Raw genomic sequence first — 5772 nt, 5'->3', positions numbered from 1 at the left:
TTTCAGATAATTGCTTAATAGCATCGTATAATAAATTTAATGATTCATCTGAAAAAGCATGATTATCTTCTGTTGCAACAGGAACTTCATAATCAGATACGGTATGTTGACGATTATTTTTCTTTTTTTTAATCATTGTCAAACAAATGTTTAAAGATAACCTGTAAACCCAGGTAGACCATTTAGATTCTCCTCTAAATTGATCTTTAGTTCTCCAAACTTGTAAACAAACTTCCTGATAATAATCTTCGAAATCCTCCTGAGAATCAGTATATGCCCTACATATTTTAATAATTATTCCGGAATAGGGTACAATTGAATTCGTGTAAAAATCGCTACTCATTAAATGTTTTTTCTTAATTAGTGTGTTAAGTTAAATAATATTACACGTTGTATGAAATATTTTCAAATGATAAAAATGCAATTGAACTATTTATATAAAGAAATGATATCTTTGAAGAATTATTAAACCAATATTTTATGGATATTAAAAATTCACAATTAATTGTTGATACTTGGATTAAAGAACATGGCGTTCGTTATTTTAATGAACTTACCAATATGGCTCAGTTAACTGAAGAAGTTGGCGAAGTAGCACGTATTATTGCAAGACGATATGGTGAGCAAAGCGAAAAAGAAAGCGACAAAGGAAAAGATTTAGGTGAAGAATTAGCCGACGTTGTTTTTGTAGTTTTATGTTTGGCAAACCAAACATGTATTGATTTACAGAAGTCATTTGATAAAAAAATGGATGTAAAAACAAAGCGAGATCACGATCGTCATCATAATAATCAAAAATTAAAATAGTATGAACACATATAAAAGTCAGTCGTTTTTAAAATTAACTATCCGTTTTGGATTGGTATTTTTAGTAATTGTTAGTATTCTTAAAATTATATTTTCAATTTTTAATCATGGAGGAATTGAAGGGATGATGGATGAATATTTTTCAGCGAATGGTTTTGAGCAATTTGCAAAACTGCAAATAGGTATGTCTGCACTTTACGGTGCGCTTATGGCAGGTTATTATAAGTTTATAAAAAAATAAATTATTTTAAAATTCTATTTAATACGTATATGAATTTGTTGAAAATTGATAAAATAACTAAAGCGGTAACCGGAAATATTCAAATTACAGGTTCTAAAAGTGAAACAAACAGGTTGTTAGTTTTACAACAGTTTTATCCAAATTTAAAAATTGAAAACGTTTCAAATTCTGATGATTCTAAACTAATGCAAAAAGCATTAGTAAGTACATCAAATGAGATAAATATTGGACATGCCGGAACAGCAATGCGCTTTTTAACGGCTTATTTTTCGGTAAAAGAAAATTCTGAAATTGTTTTAACGGGTTCACATAGAATGAAAAATAGACCTATTAAAATTTTAGTTGACGCTTTAAAATCATTAGGTGCAACTATTGAATATTTAGAAAAAGAAGGATTTCCTCCTATAAAAATTTCAGGAAAAAAGTTAGTAAAAGATGTTGTTGAAATTGATGGGAATGTGAGTAGTCAATATATTTCTGCATTGTTATTAATTGCTCCAACATTAAAAAATGGATTGCAATTAAAATTTAAAGGCGAAGTTACTTCGGTTCCATATATTAAAATGACTTTGAAGTTACTTGATTCTGTTGGAATAACACATAGGTGGGTTGGTAAAACAATTACAGTTTCACCCAAAAGAAAAATTAGTAATAAAATAATTGAAGTAGAATCTGATTGGAGTTCAGCATCCTATTATTATAGTTTGTGCGCATTGAGCCCGAATTCTGAAATTGCACTTTCAAATTATAGAGAAAACAGTTTACAAGGCGATTCAATTTTGGTAACTTTGTATAATAGGCTAGGGGTTGAAACGATATTTGAAGGTAATAAACTGCTATTAAAAAACAAAAACACCCTAATTAATAGAGGTTTAAATTTAAACTTGAAATCAGCACCAGATATTGCGCAAACTATTGCAGTAACTTGTTTTGGATTAGGAGTAGAATGTAATATAAAAGGGTTGCACACCTTAAAAATTAAAGAAACAGATAGATTAGTTGCTTTAAAAAACGAATTGGAAAAATTAGGAGGAGAGGTAGAAATTACAAATGAGTCTTTGCATTTAAAGCGGAGCGGTATTATTAATGAAAATATTAGCGTTTCAACTTACGATGATCATAGAATGGCTATGGCTTTTGCGCCACTCGCAGTAATAGTTCCAATTAAAATTGAAGATGCAACTGTTGTATCAAAATCGTACCCAACTTTTTGGGGAGATTTCGAGAAAATAACACGCTAAAAACCACTAAAACAAAGTTTTATTGCGAAACACTTGACAACGCCTATGTCGATGTTGTATATTTGCGCTCATTCTGTAAAAAAATATTAAAACCAACTACATGAAATTATCAAAATTTAAATTTGAATTACCAGACGATTTATTGGCAGAATATCCTGCAGAACATAGAGATGAATCTCGTTTAATGGTTTTGAATAGAAAAGAGCAAACGATTGAGCATCACATGTTTAAAGATTTAATTAATTATTTTGATGAAGGTGATTTAATGATATTGAATAACACCAAAGTTTTTCCAGCACGTATGTATGGCGAAAAAGAAAAAACAGGTGCAAGAATTGAAGTTTTCTTATTAAGAGAATTAAATGCAGAAAGTAGATTATGGGATGTTTTAGTTGATCCAGCAAGAAAAATTAGAATTGGGAATAAATTATTTTTTGGGGAAGATGAAAGTTTAGTTGCTGAAGTTATTGATAACACAACATCAAGAGGAAGAACTTTACGTTTTTTATATGATGGTTCTTATGAAGAATTTAGAAAAAAATTAGAAGAATTAGGAGAAACACCATTACCAAAATACATTCAAAGAGAAGTAGAACCTAGTGATGCGGAACGTTACCAAACAATTTATGCAAAGCATGAAGGTGCTGTTGCAGCTCCAACTGCTGGAATGCATTTTTCTAAACATTTAATGAAACGTTTAGAAATTAAAGGGATTGATTTTGCTGAAGTTACATTACATGTTGGTTTAGGTACTTTTAGTGCTGTTGAAGTTGAAGATTTATCGAAACATAAAATGGATTCAGAGAAAGCAATTGTAACCGCTGAAACTATAGAAGTTGTAAATAAAGCAATTAACGAGAAAAGAAGAGTTTGTGCAGTTGGTACAACAGCAATGAGAGCTATTGAAAGTTCAGTTTCTTCAAACGGACGTTTAAATGAGTTTGAAGGTTGGACAAATAAATTTATTTTCCCTCCTTATGATTTTAGTATCGCAAATTGTATGGTTACAAATTTTCACACACCAAAATCTACATTAATGATGATGGCAGCTGCCTTTGCTGGTTACGATTTTTTAATGGAAGCTTACGAAGAAGCCATTAAAGAAAAATATAGATTTTTCTCTTATGGAGATGCGATGTTGATTATATAATAAAACATATAAATTTTTTAGTAATTTGATTCCCGCTTATGCGGGAATCTTTTTATAAACTTGAAACTAAAATGAGTCAAAAAAAAGACATACGCGCCCTAACAAAAGATGAATTACGAGAATTTTTTGTAGAAAATGGATATAAGGCATTTAGAGGGAATCAAGTTTATGAATGGCTGTGGAGTAAAAGTGCACATACTTTTGAAGATATGACTAATATTTCAAAAGAAACACGCCAAATGCTGCAAGAGAACTTTGTAATAAATCATATTGAAGTTGATACTATGCAACGTAGTAAAGACGGAACTGTAAAAAACGCAGTTCGTTTACACGACGGATTGGTTGTAGAATCAGTTTTAATACCAACAGGTACTAGAACAACAGCTTGTGTATCTAGTCAGGTTGGTTGTAGTTTAGACTGTTTATTTTGTGCTACTGCGCGTTTAAAAAAGATGCGGAATTTAAATCCTGATGAAATTTTCGATCAAGTAGCAGCAATTAATAAAGAAAGTTTGTTGTACTACAATCATAAATTATCGAACATTGTTTTTATGGGAATGGGAGAGCCATTAATGAACTATAACAATGTATTAAAATCTATTGAGAAAATTACTTCACCAGAAGGGTTAGGAATGTCGCCAAAACGAATTACGGTTTCAACTTCGGGAGTTCCAAAAATGATAAAAAAATTGGCTGATGATGATGTGAAATTTAATTTGGCTGTTTCATTACATTCAGCAATTGATGAAGTTAGAACTAAAATAATGCCTTTTAATGAAAATTTCCCACTAAAAGATTTAAAAGAAGCTTTAGAATATTGGTACGCTAAAACAAGTAGTAGAGTTACGTACGAATATGTTGTTTGGAATGGAATTAATGATACTAGAGAGGCTATAATGGCTTTAGTTGATTTTTGTAAAGTTGTACCATGTAAGGTAAATTTAATTGAATACAACCCAATTGATGATGGTGATTTTCAGCAGGCAAAACCTCAAGCGATAAGTGATTATATTAGTATTTTAGAAATGAACGATATTATTGTAAATGTTCGAAGAAGTAGAGGTAAAGATATTGATGCAGCTTGTGGACAATTAGCAAACAAAAGTTAAACTATTTTACCTATTTTTGATATCTTAAATGAAGCTAGTAGAACAAATAAAACAACCCATTCTTGAAGAAATGGAACTCTTTGAAAGTAAGTTCAGAGAAGCCATGGCTACAAAAGTTCCGCTACTTAATAGAATTACACACTACATTGTTAGAAGAAAAGGAAAACAAATGCGCCCAATGTTTGTTTTTTTAGTGGCTAAAATGGTTTCAAACGGAAAATTTGATGAACGTACATATCGTGGAGCTTCAATTATCGAGTTAATTCATACAGCTACACTAGTTCACGATGATGTTGTAGATGATAGCAATAGGCGAAGAGGTTTCTTTTCGATTAATGCTTTATGGAAAAACAAAATAGCAGTATTGGTAGGCGATTTTTTATTGTCAAAAGGTTTATTACTTTCTATAGATAATAACGATTTTGATATTTTAAAACTCATATCAGTTGCAGTACGTGAAATGAGTGAAGGTGAATTACTTCAAATAGAAAAGGCACGTAAATTAGATATTACTGAAGCAATTTATTTTGAAATTATTCGTCAAAAAACAGCAACTTTAATTGCCGCTTGTTGTGGTATTGGAGCAGCATCAGTTGGAAGTCCTATTGAAGAAGTTGAAAAAATGCGCTTATTTGGTGAGTTAATTGGAATTGCTTTTCAAATAAAAGATGATTTGTTTGATTATACCGATGCCAAAATTGGAAAACCAACGGGTATTGATATTAAAGAACAAAAAATGACGCTTCCTTTAATATTTGCACTAAACAATTGTTCAAATAAAGAGAAAAAATGGCTGATAAACTCAGTTAAAAACCACAATAAAAACAAACAACGAGTTAAAGAAGTTATTGCTTTTGTAAAAGAAAAAGGTGGTATTGAGTATACAACTACCAAAATGAAGGAATACCAATCTAAGGCGTTAGAAATATTGGAAACGTACCCAAGTTCAACATACAAAAATTCTTTGCGAACAATGGTAAATTACGTTATTGAACGAAAAATTTAAGTTGTTTAAATTTCTAATCTTCCAATTCAAATAACAACCAAGTATTTGGGTCAAATTTTAATTTTTTGACTTCGCCACTTACGTCAATTACATGTGGAGAATTTTTATCTGTAACTTGAATTGTTTTTACTTCGGAAGTATCATCGTTATAAATTATTTCTATATCAAAAGGGAATTGAAACACAGTTTCTTGTGTTTGCTCAATAATTATTCTAAGT

8 protein-coding genes are annotated in these 5772 nt (G+C 30.3%); 6 read left to right on the top strand and 2 right to left on the bottom strand.

The features are described 5' to 3' along the window. A partial coding sequence (locus tag GQ540_RS08680; RefSeq protein ID WP_291800103.1) for a sigma-70 family RNA polymerase sigma factor occupies positions 1-343 on the bottom strand: 343 nt, incomplete at its 3' end. Between the two features lie 137 nt (positions 344-480). Here GQ540_RS08680 and GQ540_RS08675 point away from each other — a divergent pair. The 6 genes from GQ540_RS08675 (at position 481) to GQ540_RS08650 (ending at position 5554) form a co-directional block, all read left to right on the top strand. Beyond that, positions 481-807 carry a nucleotide pyrophosphohydrolase gene (locus GQ540_RS08675; RefSeq protein ID WP_291800101.1) on the top strand — a complete coding sequence of 109 codons (327 nt, stop codon included), beginning with the start codon at positions 481-483 and terminating at the stop codon, positions 805-807. Position 808: 1 nt separating this feature from the next. Further along, a complete protein-coding gene (locus tag GQ540_RS08670; protein WP_291800099.1) occupies positions 809-1048 on the top strand; it encodes a hypothetical protein in 240 nt (79 codons plus the stop codon). Positions 1049-1077: 29 nt separating this feature from the next. Next, complete coding sequence (locus GQ540_RS08665; RefSeq protein ID WP_291800097.1) at positions 1078-2289, top strand: 3-phosphoshikimate 1-carboxyvinyltransferase; 1212 nt, start codon at positions 1078-1080, stop codon at positions 2287-2289. 100 nt (positions 2290-2389) lie between these two features. Beyond that, positions 2390-3439 (top strand): tRNA preQ1(34) S-adenosylmethionine ribosyltransferase-isomerase QueA, encoded by a 1050-nt coding sequence (queA, locus tag GQ540_RS08660; RefSeq protein WP_291800095.1) that lies wholly within the window; start codon positions 2390-2392, stop codon positions 3437-3439. Between the two features lie 71 nt (positions 3440-3510). Then, the gene (gene rlmN / locus GQ540_RS08655) at positions 3511-4548 is read left to right on the top strand and encodes a 23S rRNA (adenine(2503)-C(2))-methyltransferase RlmN (RefSeq protein WP_291800093.1); all 1038 of its coding nucleotides are present in this window, start codon (positions 3511-3513) and stop codon (positions 4546-4548) included. 28 nt (positions 4549-4576) lie between these two features. After that, positions 4577-5554 carry a polyprenyl synthetase family protein gene (locus tag GQ540_RS08650; protein WP_291800091.1) on the top strand — a complete coding sequence of 326 codons (978 nt, stop codon included), beginning with the start codon at positions 4577-4579 and terminating at the stop codon, positions 5552-5554. A gap of 13 nt (positions 5555-5567) precedes the next feature. Here the strand turns inward: GQ540_RS08650 and GQ540_RS08645 are convergent. Continuing rightward, positions 5568-5772: hypothetical protein (locus GQ540_RS08645; RefSeq protein ID WP_291800089.1), on the bottom strand; the 205-nt coding region annotated here is incomplete at its 5' end.

The organism is Lutibacter sp. (genome assembly GCF_013139515.1).
In the GTDB taxonomy this organism is placed as follows: domain Bacteria; phylum Bacteroidota; class Bacteroidia; order Flavobacteriales; family Flavobacteriaceae; genus Lutibacter.
The sequence above is the reverse complement of the archived record's forward strand: the minus strand, read 5'-3'. Positions and strand labels throughout refer to the sequence as shown.

Excerpts from the sequence above, each read along its gene's own strand:
- GQ540_RS08665 (WP_291800097.1), top strand. The coding sequence starts at position 1,078 with ATGAATTTGTTGAAAATTGATAAAATAACTAAAGCGGTAACCGGAAAT.
- GQ540_RS08670 (WP_291800099.1), top strand. The coding sequence starts at position 809 with ATGAACACATATAAAAGTCAGTCGTTTTTAAAATTAACTATCCGTTTT.
- queA (WP_291800095.1), top strand. The coding sequence starts at position 2,390 with ATGAAATTATCAAAATTTAAATTTGAATTACCAGACGATTTATTGGCA.
- GQ540_RS08675 (WP_291800101.1), top strand. The coding sequence starts at position 481 with ATGGATATTAAAAATTCACAATTAATTGTTGATACTTGGATTAAAGAA.
- GQ540_RS08650 (WP_291800091.1), top strand. The coding sequence starts at position 4,577 with ATGAAGCTAGTAGAACAAATAAAACAACCCATTCTTGAAGAAATGGAA.
- rlmN (WP_291800093.1), top strand. The coding sequence starts at position 3,511 with ATGAGTCAAAAAAAAGACATACGCGCCCTAACAAAAGATGAATTACGA.